The organism is Micromonospora sp. NPDC126480, assembly GCF_040302465.1.
Classification (GTDB): domain Bacteria; phylum Actinomycetota; class Actinomycetes; order Mycobacteriales; family Micromonosporaceae; genus Micromonospora.
The window spans coordinates 345,249-358,471 of sequence record NZ_JBEORU010000001.1 but is presented as its reverse complement, the minus strand read 5'-3'; the positions used below and the strand labels follow the sequence as shown (position 1 = coordinate 358,471).

Annotated in this window: 13 protein-coding genes; 5 read left to right on the top strand and 8 right to left on the bottom strand. The window is 72.2% G+C overall.

The annotated features are described in order from the left end of the window. Nucleotides 1-29 precede the first annotated feature (29 nt). On the top strand, nucleotides 30-2,501 hold the full coding sequence (locus tag ABTW87_RS01725) for a helicase-associated domain-containing protein (protein ID WP_350647509.1): 2,472 nt from the start codon (nucleotides 30-32) through the stop codon (nucleotides 2,499-2,501). A gap of 12 nt (nucleotides 2,502-2,513) precedes the next feature. On the opposite strand, the gene ABTW87_RS01720 is transcribed toward ABTW87_RS01725, so the two are convergent. Together ABTW87_RS01720 and ABTW87_RS01715 are read right to left on the bottom strand one after the other, a co-directional pair. Then, nucleotides 2,514-2,750 (bottom strand): hypothetical protein, encoded by a 237-nt coding sequence (locus ABTW87_RS01720; RefSeq protein WP_350647508.1) that lies wholly within the window; start codon nucleotides 2,748-2,750, stop codon nucleotides 2,514-2,516. A 42-nt stretch (nucleotides 2,751-2,792) separates the two neighbouring features. Then, a complete protein-coding gene (locus tag ABTW87_RS01715; protein WP_350647507.1) occupies nucleotides 2,793-3,665 on the bottom strand; it encodes a L,D-transpeptidase family protein in 873 nt (290 codons plus the stop codon). A 174-nt stretch (nucleotides 3,666-3,839) separates the two neighbouring features. Here ABTW87_RS01715 and ABTW87_RS01710 point away from each other — a divergent pair, with 174 nt between their 5' ends. Beyond that, nucleotides 3,840-5,519, top strand: a complete 1,680-nt coding sequence (locus tag ABTW87_RS01710; protein ID WP_350647505.1) for a DNA repair helicase XPB — start codon at nucleotides 3,840-3,842, stop codon at nucleotides 5,517-5,519. Nucleotides 5,520-5,619: 100 nt separating this feature from the next. Here ABTW87_RS01710 and ABTW87_RS01705 read toward each other — a convergent pair whose 3' ends face one another. From ABTW87_RS01705 to ABTW87_RS01690, 4 genes are all read right to left on the bottom strand, one after another. Continuing rightward, on the bottom strand, nucleotides 5,620-5,985 hold the full coding sequence (locus ABTW87_RS01705; protein ID WP_350647503.1) for a hypothetical protein: 366 nt from the start codon (nucleotides 5,983-5,985) through the stop codon (nucleotides 5,620-5,622). A 55-nt stretch (nucleotides 5,986-6,040) separates the two neighbouring features. Further along, nucleotides 6,041-7,075, bottom strand: coding sequence for a CPBP family intramembrane glutamic endopeptidase (locus ABTW87_RS01700; protein WP_350647502.1), 1,035 nt, complete (start codon nucleotides 7,073-7,075; stop codon nucleotides 6,041-6,043). Between the two features lie 375 nt (nucleotides 7,076-7,450). After that, nucleotides 7,451-8,158: a hypothetical protein gene (locus tag ABTW87_RS01695; RefSeq protein ID WP_350647500.1), complete on the bottom strand. Its 708-nt coding sequence runs from the start codon at nucleotides 8,156-8,158 to the stop codon at nucleotides 7,451-7,453. A gap of 425 nt (nucleotides 8,159-8,583) precedes the next feature. Beyond that, nucleotides 8,584-8,811, bottom strand: a complete 228-nt coding sequence (locus tag ABTW87_RS01690) for a winged helix-turn-helix domain-containing protein (protein WP_350647498.1) — start codon at nucleotides 8,809-8,811, stop codon at nucleotides 8,584-8,586. A gap of 351 nt (nucleotides 8,812-9,162) precedes the next feature. Between ABTW87_RS01690 and ABTW87_RS01685 the strand changes: the two genes are divergently transcribed. Both ABTW87_RS01685 and ABTW87_RS01680 read left to right on the top strand, forming a co-directional pair. Then, nucleotides 9,163-9,462: a DivIVA domain-containing protein gene (locus ABTW87_RS01685; RefSeq protein ID WP_502891510.1), complete on the top strand. Its 300-nt coding sequence runs from the start codon at nucleotides 9,163-9,165 to the stop codon at nucleotides 9,460-9,462. Beyond that, on the top strand, nucleotides 9,459-9,731 hold the full coding sequence (locus tag ABTW87_RS01680) for a hypothetical protein (RefSeq protein ID WP_350647496.1): 273 nt from the start codon (nucleotides 9,459-9,461) through the stop codon (nucleotides 9,729-9,731). Before ABTW87_RS01685 ends, ABTW87_RS01680 begins: the two co-directional genes overlap by 4 nt. Nucleotides 9,732-9,774: 43 nt before the next feature. Here ABTW87_RS01680 and ABTW87_RS01675 read toward each other — a convergent pair whose 3' ends face one another. Together ABTW87_RS01675 and ABTW87_RS01670 are read right to left on the bottom strand one after the other, a co-directional pair. Beyond that, nucleotides 9,775-10,737, bottom strand: coding sequence for a zinc metalloprotease (locus tag ABTW87_RS01675; protein WP_350647494.1), 963 nt, complete (start codon nucleotides 10,735-10,737; stop codon nucleotides 9,775-9,777). Between the two features lie 199 nt (nucleotides 10,738-10,936). Continuing rightward, nucleotides 10,937-11,698: a TIGR03089 family protein gene (locus ABTW87_RS01670; protein WP_350647492.1), complete on the bottom strand. Its 762-nt coding sequence runs from the start codon at nucleotides 11,696-11,698 to the stop codon at nucleotides 10,937-10,939. A 381-nt stretch (nucleotides 11,699-12,079) separates the two neighbouring features. Between ABTW87_RS01670 and ABTW87_RS01665 the strand changes: the two genes are divergently transcribed. Continuing rightward, nucleotides 12,080-13,213 carry a hypothetical protein gene (locus ABTW87_RS01665; RefSeq protein WP_350647491.1) on the top strand — a complete coding sequence of 378 codons (1,134 nt, stop codon included), beginning with the start codon at nucleotides 12,080-12,082 and terminating at the stop codon, nucleotides 13,211-13,213. Nucleotides 13,214-13,223: the final 10 nt, after the last annotated feature.

The following is a 13,223-nucleotide window of genomic DNA, read 5'->3' as shown; positions in this document are numbered from 1 at the left end:
GCCTCCCGCCGGGCTAGCGTGGAACGACGATGACCACCTCACTCGCCGACCACCTGCGCGCGCTGCCCGACGAGGCGCTGGCGGCCCTGCTCCAGCAGCGGCCGGACCTCGTCGTCCCCGTCCCCGCCGACGTCTCCGCGCTCGCCATCCGGGCCCAGTCCCGGGTGTCGGTTGCCCGCGCCCTGGACGGCCTGGACCGGTTCACGCTGCTGATCCTCGACGCGGCACGGCTGACCCGGGCCGCCGACGGCACCACAAGCGTCGACGCCGTGCACACCATGGCCACCTCCGGCGCGCAGCCGCCCGCACCGGCCACCGTACGAGCAGCCGTCGAGCGGCTCCGGTCCCTGCTGCTGCTGTACGGGCCGGACGACCGCGTACACCTGGTCGGCGGCATCGACGAGATCTCCCCGTACCCGGCGGGGCTGGGCCGGCCCGCCGCGGAGCTGGACCTGCGGACGGCGGCGCTCTGCGCGGACCCGGCCAAGCTGCGGCGCACGCTGCTGTCGGCGCCGCCCTCCGCCCGGGCCATCCTCGACCGGCTCGCCGCCGGCCCGCCGGTGGGCAGCGTCCCGCCGGGCGCGTTGCAGGCCCCGCCCGTCGGCGCGGAGGACGACCTGCCGCCGGACACCACGAACGGCGGTGCGCCGACCGGTTCGCCGGTGCGCTGGCTCGTCGACCACCGGCTGCTGGTTCCGGTCAGCACCGGGCGCAGCGGCGGGCCCGGGACCGTCGAGCTGCCCCGGGAGGTCGGGCTGCTGCTGCGCCGGGACACCGGCCCGCTCGGCCCGCTGTCCACCACCCCGCCGCCGGTCGCGGCCGCGCCCCGGGAACCGAAGGCGGTCGACTCGGCCGGCGCCGGGCAGACCATGGAGGTGGTACGGCAGACGGAGTCGCTGCTCGAGCAGCTCGCCGCCGAGCCCGCCCCGGTGCTGCGCTCCGGCGGTCTGGGCGTCCGCGACCTGCGTCGCCTGGCCCGGGCCGTCGGGCTGGACGAGCCGGCGGCCGCGCTGCTGCTGGAGACCGCGTACGCGGCGGGGCTGACCGGCGAGCTGGAGCTGCCCGGTGCGGTGACCACCCGCCACGGGGCCGACCAGCAGGTGGTGCCGAGCGCCGGTTACGAGGTGTGGCGAGCCGGGTCGCTGGCGCAACGCTGGGAACAGCTGGCCCGGGCGTGGCTCACGATGACCCGCCAGCCGGGGCTGGTCGGCCAGCGCGACGACCGGGACCGCCCGATCACGGTGCTGTCCCCCGAAGCGGAACGGGCCGGGGCGCCGACCGTCCGGCGCGGTGTGCTCGGAGTCCTCGCCGACCTGGAGCCGGCGACCGCGCCCACCCCCGACGAGGTCCTCGAGCTGCTCGACTGGCGGGCGCCCCGGCGCAGCCGGGGGCGGGAGGCGGCGCACCGGGAGGTGCTCACCGAGGCGGCCACGCTGGGCGTGACCGGGCTGGGGGCGCTCACCTCGTACGGGCGGCTGCTGCTCGCCGACGTCACGGCCGGCGACGAGCGGGCAGCGGGCGACCCGCTGGGGGTACGCGACGACGTCGAGGGCGAGCCGTCGACGGCGGTACGGGCGCTTGACGCGCTGCTGCCCGCCCCGGTCGACCACTTCCTGGTGCAGGCCGACCTCACCGTCGTGGTGCCCGGCCCGCCCGACCCGGCGCTCGCCGCCGAGCTGGACGTGGTGGCCGAGCACGAGTCGGCCGGCGGCGCCAGCGTGCACCGGGTCACCCCGGCGAGCGTGCGGCGGGCGCTGGACGCCGGCTACTCCGCCGACGACCTGCACGGCCTGTTCAAGCGACGGTCACGAACCCCGGTGCCGCAGGGGCTCACGTACCTGGTCGATGACACCGCCCGCCGGCACGGCGGCCTGCGCGTCGGGTCCGCCGGAGCGTACGTGCGCAGCGACGACGAGGCGCTGCTCACCGAGGTGCTGGCGGACAAGCGGCTGGAGGTGCTGGCGCTGCGCCGGCTCGCGCCGACCGTGCTGGCCACCCCGTACCAGGTGGGCCGGATGCTGACCGCGCTGCGCGAGGCCGGGTACGCGCCGGTGCCCGAGGACGCCACCGGCGCGGCGGTCCTCACCCGGCCGAAGGTCCGGCGCGCACCGGCCCGGGTGTCGGTGGCCGCGCGGACCGTCGACCCGCTCGCCGCTCCGAAGCTGCCGATGCCCCGGCTGCTCGGCGTGGTGGACCAGATCCGGCGTGGCGACGCCGCCGCCCGGGCGGCCCGGCGCGCGCCGGCCGTGGTACGCGGGCAGGCGCCCGCCGGCCCGGTGCCGGTGCACAGTCACGCCGACGCGCTGGCCGTGCTCCAGCAGGCGGTACGCGACAAGGCGCTGGTCTGGGTCGGCTACGTCGACGCGCACGGGGCGACCGCGTCCCGGCTGGTGCGGCCGGTGTCGATCGGCGCCGGCTACCTGCGCGCCGAGGACGAGCGCACCGAGATGCTGCACACGTTCGCCCTGCACCGGATCACGGCGGCCGTACTGGAGGACTGAACGGCGAACGGGTCAGCGCCGGTCGCGCCGGTACGTCCCGACGATCGCGATCACCAGCAGCAGGCCGAACGCCGTGCCGGCGGTCTCCCCCACCGACGCGATGAAGCCCTGCTGCTGCACCAGCCAGCCGAAGAGGAACCAGCCGAAGAGGAGCACCCCGGCAGCCACGTACGCGACCACGGTCCCGGTGGAGACCGGTTCGTCCGGCGCCTGCCGCGCCTCGGCCGGCACGTCCTGGTCGACGGTCATGTGCGTCCTCCCCGTCCGCATGCGAACCCGGAGTCCAGGGTGTCACCCGGAGCGGCTGCCGACCAGCACCACGCGGCTGCCGATGCGGCCGAGCTCCCAGTAGCGGATGGCGTCGGCGTGCAGCAGGTTGACGCAGCCGTGCGAGCCGAGCGAGTAGTCGTGCAGGTAGGTGGTGGTCTCGTGGAAGCCCATGCCCCGCGTGAAGTGCTGCCAGTAGGGCAGCCACACCTCGTACGGGTTGGACCACTCCTTCCGGTTCCGGCGGTCGATGGTGAACGTGCCGGCGGGGGTGCGGAAGCCGGCCATGCCGGTGCGGGTGACGGTCGGCTTGACGATCACCTTGCCGTCGCGCATCACCCAGGTGGTCTGCCGGGTCAGGTCGACGCAGAAGGTGAGCCCGGAACGCCTGCCGCACACGTCGGTGTCGGTCGTCGCGAGCCGCTTCGCCACCGCGTACGTGAGGGGGCCGGCACGGCCGTGGGCCGGGCGGATGTCGTACCTCTGCTGGAAGCGCTTGATGGCGGCGCAGTCGGCGGCGGACTGGCGGCCGTCCACGGTCAGCTTCCCGAAACCGCCCAGCCGGGTGAGGTACGTCTCGACCTGGCGCTGCCGCTCGCCCTGCGGGCAGCCGGCCGGCGACGGTGAGCTGCTGGGCTTCGGCGCGCTGCGGCTCGGTTCGGGCTTCGCGGTGGGGCCGCTGCGGGTCGGCGTGGGTTTCGGCTTCGGCGACGCCGGGGCGGACCGGTCCGGCCCGGGCGTACCGCTCGCCCCCGTTGGCTGCTCCGCGGCCCCGGCCGGTGCGGCTCCCCCGCCCACACCGCCCTCGGACCCCGGCTCGAACGCGCACGCACCGGTGCCGACCAGCGTGACGACCACCAGGGCGAGGAGCCGGGTGGCGAACCGGAACGTGAACATGGCGCCTCCCCCTGCGACGGTCGTCACCCTGCTAGACGTGTGAATGCGTCACAAGGTTGCACAGGTACGCGTTTTCCTGCCGTCGGCCGTTGGCGTGCAACACTGGATGGTCGGCCCGGGGCAGGTCAGCCCGCAGGCGGCGGCCGGCGTCCCGAGCGGAGGAGAGGCGCTTTCGTGAGCGGTGGACCCCTGATCGTGCAGTCGGACAAGACCCTGCTGCTGGAGATCGACCACCCCGACGCGCAGGCCTGCCGGATGGCCATCGCTCCCTTCGCGGAGCTGGAGCGTTCGCCGGAGCACGTGCACACGTACCGGCTGACCCCGCTGGGCCTGTGGAACGCCCGGGCAGCCGGCCACGACGCCGAGGGCGTGGTGGACGCGTTGATCAAGTTCAGCCGCTACCCGGTGCCGCACGCGCTGCTTGTCGACGTGGCCGAGACGATGGACCGGTACGGGCGGCTGCAGCTCGCCAACGACCCGGTGCACGGCCTCGTGTTGCGGGCGCTGGACCGGGTGGTGCTGGTCGAGGTCGCCAAGAGCAAGAAGCTCGCCGGGATGCTCGGCGCGAAGATCGACGACGACACGATCGCGGTGCACCCGTCCGAGCGGGGGCGGCTCAAGCAGGCGCTGCTGAAGTTGGGCTGGCCGGCGGAGGACCTGGCCGGGTACGTCGACGGCGAGGCGCACCCGATCGAGCTGGCCGAGGCCGGCAAGGACGGCCGCAAGCCGTGGACGCTGCGGTCGTACCAGCGGGAGGCCGTGGATTCGTTCTGGGCCGGCGGCTCGGGCGTGGTGGTGCTGCCCTGCGGCGCTGGCAAGACCCTCGTCGGGGCGGCCGCGATGGCGGAGGCGAAGGCGACCACGCTGATCCTGGTCACCAACACGGTGGCCGGGCGGCAGTGGAAGCGGGAGCTGGTGGCGCGCACGTCGCTGACCGAGGAGGAGATCGGCGAGTACTCGGGCGAGCGCAAGGAGATCCGGCCGGTCACCATCGCCACGTACCAGGTGCTCACGTCCCGCAAGAAGGGCGTGTTCACGCATCTGGACCTGTTCGGCGCCCGCGACTGGGGCCTGGTCATCTACGACGAGGTGCACCTGCTGCCCGCGCCGATCTTCCGGTTCACCGCGGACCTCCAGGCCCGTCGGCGGCTCGGCCTCACGGCAACTCTGGTACGCGAGGACGGCCGGGAGGGCGACGTGTTCAGCCTGATCGGGCCCAAGCGGTACGACGCGCCGTGGAAGGACATCGAGGCGCAGGGCTGGATCGCCCCGGCCGAGTGCACCGAGGTACGGGTGACGCTCACCGACGCGGAGCGGATGTCGTACGCCACGGCGGAGGCCGAGGAGCGCTACCGGATGGCGGCGACCGCCCGCACGAAGCTGCCGGTGGTGCGCGCCCTGGTGGACCGGCACGCGGGCGAGCAGACGCTGGTGATCGGCGCGTACATCGACCAGTTGCACCAGCTCGGCGAGTACCTGGACGCCCCGATCGTGCAGGGGTCCACGACGAACAAGGAGCGCGAGCGGTTGTTCGACGCGTTCCGGTCCGGCTCGCTCCGGACGCTGGTGATTTCCAAGGTCGGCAACTTCTCGATCGACCTGCCGGAGGCGGCGGTGGCGATCCAGGTGTCGGGGACGTTCGGGTCGCGGCAGGAGGAGGCGCAGCGGCTGGGGCGGGTGCTGCGGCCGAAGTCGGACGGCCGGCAGGCGCACTTCTACACGGTGGTGTCCCGGGACACGATCGACACGGAGTACGCGGCGCACCGGCAGCGGTTCCTGGCCGAGCAGGGGTACGCGTACACGATCGTCGACGCCGACGACGTCCTCGGCCCGACGCTGCCCTCGCTCGACTGATCAGCGCCGCTGGGCCGCGCCGGACAGGTCTCCTCTGGTTGCCTGTGGAGCTGATGTCGTCAGTGAGTCGGTGGTCAGCGCCTCCCGACCATGCTCGCGGCTAGCTGACGTACCAGTCGAACAGCGCCCATCCGGGCGGCGTCGCCATGACCAGCAGCATCAGAACGCTCGCGGCGCTGACCGCCGCGAGCGCACGCCACTGCCGCCGCGCGGACCGAATCTGGGCCGACATCAGCGCCGGCACGGCAGCGAGCAGGCACAGCAGGGCGGGGAAGAAGCCGACGCCCACCGCCACGACGGCGGGCCACGACCACCCGGGCGGAGCCTGCTCGGGGAAGTAGGGCGCGTCGGTGAGCAGGTACGCGACTACACCGTAGCCGTACGCCAGGACGACAAGCAGCTGCGTCCACACCAGCGCCGACACCAACCGGCTGCCGAGCATTGGACTGTCCACGGTGGCTTGCATCGCAGCAGGATAGCGAGGCGTGGTGCCGCCCGCGGCCCAGGCACCGCTGAGCTCCCTACTGGTCGAGGCTGACGCCCTCTTCGGCGATCGGCGGGGCGCCGTCGCGGCTCATCCGGGCATCGCCGGAGTCCGCGTCTCCGGTGGCCGTTGGCTGCGGGGCAAGCTGCGGTTCATCTGCCACCACCTGCAGCGCCGTGCGATTCGCTGGCATCCATTGCGGCCGGTGCCGCGCGACCAGGCGCAGGGCGGTGAGGACGCAGGCCAGGTAGGTGAGGTCACCGCCCAGCAGGATCAGCGTGGCACCGAGGGGCGCGTGCGCGGCGGTGGTGTCGTCGACGACGTCCAGGCCACCTGCCGCAGCGGTGACGACGAAGGCGAGAAGGTTGGTCGCCGCGTGGGCGGCGATGGACACCTCGAGCCCCCCGGTCCGGATGACCAGCAGCGCCCAGATGATGGCGCCGACGAACAGGGCCACGAACCCGGACCAGGTGCCGAGGCCGTGCAGCAGCGTGAACGCCAGGGCCGAACCGAGGATGCCGACCCACCGGTGGTACGCCCCGAGGGTTTGCAGGAGGAACCCACGGGTGACGTACTCCTCACCGGCGGCCTGCAGCGGAACCAGGACGACGAGCAGCACCGCGAGCCCGAGGAACTGCCAGGGGTCGATTTCCAGTCGTAGCTCGGCCCTGTCGTCGTAGACCAGCGTCAGGGCCCCGATGGCCAGGACCGCCACGACGACGGCCAGGCACCCGCACACCGCGAACCACCGCCATCGAAGACGACCGGCCACGGAGTGCAGGGTCCCCGCCGGACGCCGTTGCACCACCCGCGCCACACCGAGGGTGACCGGAATGAACGAAGCCAGGACGACCAGCCCCAGCAGGTTCTCGAACAGGGGGGTACCGATCACGTCACTGTCGGCACTCTGCAGTCCGAGGACGCGCGTCGCCAGGAACGCAGCTCCGATCAGTCCACACACCACGACGGCGGCGGCGAACGCCGCGGCCAGAACAGCGACGGGCGGCAGCCACCATCGATGGAAGCCGGTCCTCGCGAGACGCTCGTAGGTCAATCCCTCGCCGGTACGCATGGACTAGGACGACCTGCCATCCGGCTGACGCTCGACGGTCTCTCGTGGGGATCTCCGGAGTTCGCGGATGGCGCTGATCCAGTCCGCAGCCACTGCCATCACGAGAACGGACGCCCCGAAAAGAGCGAACCCGGTGTCGCCATAGCCGAGGGAGGAAGCTGCGACCGAGATGATTCCCACAATGAGAAGTAGCGTGACCGTGCGGAGCAGCGAACGGCGAATCGGCGACTGGATATTGAACATCCTCTGGCAACCTCAACTGAGCAACAGGGCCGTCCGGCCGGGTTTCTGTCGGCAGGGCACCGGTTCCGCGTCGCCACCGAGGGGGCGCCCGCAGGTTGGGCGCCCCCTCGGCTGCATGCGATTCAGGCAGGCTTACAGGTTAGCGACACAGCCGGCACCGGCGATAGCCACCGCGACCTTGGCATTTGCCGCCATCGCCGCGACGTCGTTGCCGTAGTTCCGGTAGAGCGCGTTCGCCGCGCCCGCGGAACACTGCACCGACTTGTACCAGGCCCACTTCCCCGACTTCTTGGCGATGTCGACGATCTTCTTCCAGTTGCTCTTGACGAACGCAAGGATCGCGCTGGGGATGCCGAACGTCTCCGCGTCCGTGACCTCTGCCGGGCCGCCGTCCCGGTTGAGGTCGTTGTAGACCGCAACGCTGTGCTGCAGAGCGGCGAGCGCCTGAGCGTCGAGGTCGCCGGCGATCTGAGCCGGCACGGCCAGGCGGAGGTTGCCCGCGCGGTCGGCGGCGAGGTAACGCTCGACCGCGTCCACCGTCGCCGCGAAGGCGTCCGGGTCTTCCACCGCCACCGCGGCAGTAGGTCCGCGCTGCCAACGCCCACCACCGCGTCGGCTGCGGCCGGCGCGCTGATGTCCGTGGCGGCCGCTGCCGTGCCGGCGAAGCCGAAGACCGAGGCGACCATCGTCGCCACCAGGATCCCCGTTGCCTTTTTCCAGCTCACTGCTTCTCCTCCCGTGTGACTTTCGCACCGACAGGGGAGGTGAGCACACATTGAAACCGCCTGCGGGGACAACGCACGGCAGTGCCATGCGCGTCACCACGACGTCGATGTTCAATGCGCTGAAGAATGCATCCCCCGTGATGCAGCAGCATTGATTGCTGCCGAGGAGGACACTAGGCCAGCGCCGCAGTCCCTGTCTTTCCGCGTAACACTGCCCCGAGAGTTGCTTCTATTGGTCACCTTGTTTCTGATTGACCCGCGCAAGGCCGGTGACCTCGTACATCGAGACGACGGGGCCCTCGACGGATCTCCCGGCCTTTCGTTGAACCGGGCGAAGGGATTTAACAGCCCGTTAGCATCGGCCCGTTCCGGCGGTGCTCACGTTCCGTATCACGCAGTCAGGAACAGGCGAGCAGGACGTCGTGGTGGTGGCCGGTGCCGAGCAGCGCGGAAGCGCGCCGTGGTCGGCCAGCCCGACCGCGAAGTCCAGCAGATCGGGGTCCGGCGGTGATCCGTTCCCGCCCGGTTCCGCCTGCGGAGTCAGCGCTTCCTCGACTCGGCGACGAAAACGCCGCGGCCCGGGCGGCCGACAAGCATCCCCTGCCCTCGCAGCTTCGCTACCGCCCGGTGAATGGTCGACACCGACACGTTGTAGTGGTCGGACAGCTCCTGTGTGGACGGAATCTGTGATCCGGGCTGGAACTCGCCCACCTCGATCCGACGCAGCAGATCCTTGATCAACTCGTCCATGGTCGGCGGAATCGGCACGTGAAGGCCCCTTGCAGTCGGTTGGCCCTCCCAGTATCGAGCACCAGGTGAAAGAGCGGCAATAACTGAAGGAGGTGCGGCAGGCACGCCCAGCCAGATTCGATAGGTAAGAGAGCGTTGACAGAGGTGAGAGGTATCGGTAGCGTCGCTCTCGGTGATGCGGTTCCGCTGCGGTCGGTTGGCGCCTCTCGTACCGGTCTCGCATCGCCGCCGAGACCTCACCTCCGCGCTCCCCCGGCGCGGCCCTGCCGTCGTACCGCCGATCAAGGCTGCGGTGGCCGGGCACGGGCGGTCTCCGCCGACCGCAACCGGCGGAGACCGCCCCTCCACCGTCACCCGATCCGACGAAGGGTGGTCAGCGTGCACAACCTGCTCCGCCGGCTCATGCGCCGGCATCAGACGAACCCTGCCGAACCGGCCCCGCCGCAGGCCCGGCATCCGCTACGGCCCTGGCAGATCCGGGACCGGTGCTTCAACGTCCGCCGGCGGGGCCTCGACCCGGTCGAGATCCGCGCCTTCCTGCACCAGGTGGCCGACGAACTCACCGTCGCGCAGACGGCCCTGGTCGCGGTGCAGGAGGAGAACGTACGGATCAAGAACGCGCTGCGCGCGTGGCAGAGCGTCCAGTCGGCGAGCCACCGCTACCGATGAGCGCGCGTTGGGTGATCCACCTGCCGGTCACCGCACCGGACCTGGTTCGGGCCCGGATCTTCGCCCGGACCGCCGCCCGGGTGCTGGCCCGGCTCAGCGCGCGGGTCGAGCCGGGCGGGGTGACCGTGTCGGCCGAGGACCAGCAGGACGTACGCCACTGGGTCTTCTGCGACCGGCTGCTGCCCGGCGGCGCGCGGTGTGCCCTGCCGGTCGACCACACCGCGCCCTGCTCCCGGAGCGTGACCGGCCTGGAACGGCGAAGGGGTTGACGGGTCGCCGTGCCGCGACCCGTCAACCCCTCCGACGGCGTGGTTAGCCGCGCCCGCCGGCCCGGAAGGCCACCCAGGCGTCGCTCATCCGGTCCGCCTGGCCCGGGGTGAACATGTTCATGCAGGAGTCCTGCGTGTAGTCCATGAAGTTGTGGATCGGGTCCAGCCCGGGCGCGTCGCAGGTGTCCGCACCGACCGGGCAGTTGAACTGCGGGTGCGCCTCGCGCGGCGTGTCCGCGACGAAGTCGCCGGAGGCGGAGCAGCCGTGCGCGAAGGTGTGCTCCAGCATCAGCCAGTGGCCGACCTCGTGGGTCAGCGTGTCACCCAGCGCGTACTTGCCGGCGGTGCCGCCCGGCATCGACTCGTCGAGGATCACCACGCCGTCGATGTAGTCGCGGCCGTTGTTGTAGCCCTTCGGGAAGTACGCCCAGCCGAGCAGGCCGCCGCCGATGTTGGCCGCGTACACGTTGAGCGTCTCGGAGTCGCCGGTGTACAGCGCCTTCTTCATGTCCCGCTCGTTCTTGCCCGGGACGACGGTGTACCAGTCGCTGTTCACCACGAAGTTCGTGTCCACCAGGTCGAACCGGAACGGGGTGTCGGCGGCGTCCGGCGCGGTCGCACCGGAGAAGGAGTCGTTGAGCACCTCCATCTGGTCCGCGATCAGGGTGTTCCACCGGGCGGTCTCCGCCGCGGTGAGCGGGTGGTCGGAGATCAGGTGGAACACCGTGGGCACGGTGACGCTGCCGTTGGCCAGACGCGGCGAGTCCTTGATGACGCCGTAGGCGTTCGCCTCGTTCTTCGAGTACAGCTCCGGCTCCTTGGCCGTGGCGCCTTCCTTCACCCGCGCCGTGCTGTGCCCGTGGTCATCCGGCTCACACGCCTCGACGCCCGGGGAGGCGGTCACCGGCGCCGCCGACGCCACCGCGCCGGAGGCAGCGCCGGCCGCCAGGAACGTCGCAGCGGTGGTCGTGAGGACAGCCAGTTTGAACGTCGGTCTTCTGTGCATCGTTGCACCTTTCGAGAGCTATGAAAGGAGTGCGGTAACCGACGCGGGGTTGTCAAAGTGCGGATCAATGACGTCGTCGTTCCGGTATAAGACCACGTCGTTGCCGTTCGGCAACAGACCCTCGGCGGGACGGATCGCACTCCATGCCGGCGGCATCGAGGCTTCCGCACGCGGGTGCCGGCGGGCGCGCCGCCGGGTGTCAGACGACGCGGGTGACCTGTTCGGCGGCGATCAGCGCGTCCCGGCGGGCCGGATCGAGGTTGGCGGCCAGCACCACCGACGCGCCGGCCGACAGCGGCGCCAGCAGCCACTTGACCGGCTGCTCGTGCTCGGCGACGTCGACCAGCAGCCGGTCCCCGGCGCGCAGGTCGAGCTGGCCGGCAACCTCCGTCGCGAGCGCGCCCCACTCCCCGAAGCTGGTCCCGTCGGGGCTGGCCGGGTCGGTCGCGCGGATCGCCGCGTGGTCCGGTGCGTCGTCGGTGTGCCGGAGCACCTCGACGGACCAGTCCAGCCAGCCGACAGGCACGTCGGCCAGCGGGCCCGCCGCACCGACCAGGTAGCGGTGCAGCCCGTCCGGCACGTCCTCCAGCCAGTCGTCCAGGCGCTCCGGAGTGACGAACACCGCGTCGTACGGCCGCTCGGCCCCCGGCTCGAGCACCGGCAGCCCGGCGGTGGCGCGCGGCCGGAACGACACCGCCAGCCCGACCGCCCAGGCGCCCAGCAACACCGCAGCGGTACGCCAGTGCGGCGGCAACAGCACCGCGACCCGGCTGCCGGGGGCGAGCCCGCAACCGTCGCGCAGGAGACCGGCCGACCGGGCTGCCCACTCGCCGAGCTGCGTCGCGGTCAGGTCGACCCGTTCGCCGGTCGCGCCGTCGAGCCAGGTGAGCAGCGGGCGCTCCGCTCCGGTGACCGGGCTGACCTGCGTCGCCGCCGGTACGACGGTGTCGATGGTGACCATCGGACTCCTCCACGCCTCGGCGCTGCCGCCAGGTCCGGCCAACAGCCGCGCTCCGCCCACCCTACGCAGACACCCCCCGCCCCCGCCCGCACCCCGCCCGCACCCCGCCCCGCCGACTGCTCGTCGCCGATCTTGGACAGTTTCCGTTCGGCGCGAACGGAAACTGTCCAAGATCGGTGCCGGCCGGTGCCGGGGCCGGGGCGGGGCCGGTGCGGGGCCGTGCGGTGCGGGACAACGTCAGGCCGTGCTCCGGTTCGGTGGCCCGGGGGGTTCCGGAGGCCGGGATGTGCGCGCCATCGGGGTGAGCGGGAATTGGCGTTTGACGGCGGTTGCCAGACTCGTGGCGCGGGGGCCAGGTAGCCGGCAGGGGCGGGAGGGCTCATGCGACGTACGAGCTGGATGGCGGCGGGGATCAGCGCGCTGCTGATCGGGGCGGCGTTCGCCGTGCCCACGCCGGCCGGAGCGGACCCGATCCCCGCGATCGACCCGGTCGTCACGGCCACGGTCTGGGCGGACCGGCCGACCACCACGGAGTACGTGGTCACCAACGGTTGGACCGCCAACTCCACCGATGGGGACGTGGTCGTCCGGCGCACCGGCACCGGGGCGTACACCGTGGAGCTGGAGGGCGCCGCGACCAGCGGCGGCGTCGCGCACGTGGTCGCCTACGGGGGCGGGCCGGTGCACTGCACGGTCGCGGGCTGGTACCGGACCCTGTTCGGCGGCGACGACCTGCTGATCCAGGTGCGCTGCTTCGCGGCGACCGGTGCGCCGGTGGACAGCCGGTTCGTGGCGACCTTCACCAACCGGCGGCAGATCCATCAGGGCCGGCTGGCGTGGTTCGTCACCGACCAGGCCGCGCCGACCGGCGTGCGGACCCTGCCGGCCACCTACCGGTACGACTCCACCGGCGGCGAGATCCGGTACGAGCGCCGCGGGACCGGCCACTACAAGTTCTACGTCGATCCGCACCCGGACAGCGAGTACGGGCATCCGTACTTCCCGATGACCCACGTGACCGCGCTCGGCACCAGCGCGGTCAACTGCCAGATCTCCTGGCCGGACTCCTGGCAGGTGCGCTGCGCCAACGCGGCCGGAACCCCGGTCGACGCCCGGTTCGCGGTCACCTACGGCGTCCGGATCGACCTGCTCGGCCACTCGGCCGGCCCGCGCTTCGCCAGCGGCACCCTCTACGGCGAGGACGTACGCGACGGCAGGATCTTCGGCGACTCGTACAACTCGACGCTGGGCACGTACGGCGGTGCCCGGGGGACGCTGCTCGGCACCGGCCGCTACGAGATGACGTTCCAGGGCACCGGTGCCACGTACGGCACCGCCTTCGTCAACGCGCACCTGCCGCACTTCGACAGCCAGCCGAGCCGGGGGCACTGCGTCCTGTCGGGCTGGGGGCGCTCGGGGGCGGACACGGTCGTCCGGGTCAACTGTTACGCCTGGCTGGGCGTACCGGCCAACCTGAACGCGCGCGTCTCGTACACCACGTGGCCGTACGCCTGACGCCGCCGCG